Below are 1181 nucleotides of genomic sequence, written 5' to 3'. Positions count from 1 at the left end.
GCTTTGGGGTATGCGGCGTCGCCTGAGGAAGCGATTCGATGCGTCGAGCGCGGCGCATCAATGAGCGCCGCCCGCGGGCTGGCGATGGATGCGGTCACGCTGATGGAGGGCTTTGAACAGCGAGGCATACTCGACGCCCACCTCGTTCGCCGCTGGTTTGCTTCTGTGCGATTGAACGCCGTCGCCAATGATCCGGTCGAATATTTCGCTGCGCAGCGCAAAAGGATAAAGGGCGTCGGCTGGTACCCTTGCTGGCTCCGTTTTGCGCTATCCGTCGCCGAGGCGGAGGGGGCGCGACGAGTCGGGAAGCCCGTCTCGTGCATTCCGGCGTTCAAGGAGCTCACGATCGATACGCGCCCGTTCGCCGGGTCCCCGCGCGCGTGCGACCTTTTCTCCATTCAAAAGGTGATCAATGAGAGCTTGGCGCTCGGCCTATCGCTACTCGACACGACACAAGAGTGGTTCGCCGCGCTCTCCACAGTTCTAGGTGTCCGTCGCGAGACCGCTACCCGAATGGACCGAGAAGATGGCGGCCCCCTGCCCGCCAGTGACCTAGTCGCCATCCTGGCTACCTTCACCGACCGGGACGATGCCCGACCGCCGATTGAGGACGCGCTGGACACCTTGATCGGTGAAATGGAAGCATCCGGAACCTACTACAGCGGCCACGCTGCGCTACATCTTCTTGCCGCCACCATGCGCGCTGGCGGGCCGGTCGCGGCCCCACGGGCAATTGAGCATTGGCAGCGCGCTGCACCGTTCATGCTCGGCTACGGATTTCACAAAGATCCCACATTATTCGACGTGATCGAAAGCGTACCAGCGCTGGCGGACCACGAACCTGCCGAAGCAGTGGCCGCGCTCGAGGCGTTACAAGTGTCGGTGGGCGCCGTGCTACGCCATACCGACGGTCGATCCACAAAGGGCACGCCGAATGCGTGGTTTCGCGCGCTGCTCGCCGTCGATCCCGTCCTTGCGATCGACACACTGATGCGGTCTTACGCCATGGACCCTGGCGTCCCTGGCTGGTGGGTCGGCGTGGCCCTGACTGACGCGATTGGCGCACTCGCGGGTAACGCGGATCCCCGGTTGATCGATGCGTTGTGGGCGACCGTGCTTTTTGATGTCGAGTACGAAAATCAGTCGGGCGAAATGGCCGAGCAGCGCCTGCTGCCACTGGC

1 protein-coding gene is annotated in these 1181 nt (G+C 63.4%); it reads left to right on the top strand.

The genetic code is table 11. From position 1 onward, the window contains the following. Positions 1 to 60: 60 nt before the first annotated feature. Positions 61 to 1181, top strand: a 1121-nt coding sequence (locus AC1DT2_RS23970; RefSeq protein ID WP_477299197.1) for a hypothetical protein, incomplete at its 3' end; no start/stop codon positions are given.

This window comes from Luteibacter sp. P4_E6 (assembly GCF_056401535.1).
This window is presented reverse-complemented; position numbering and strand designations above follow the sequence as displayed.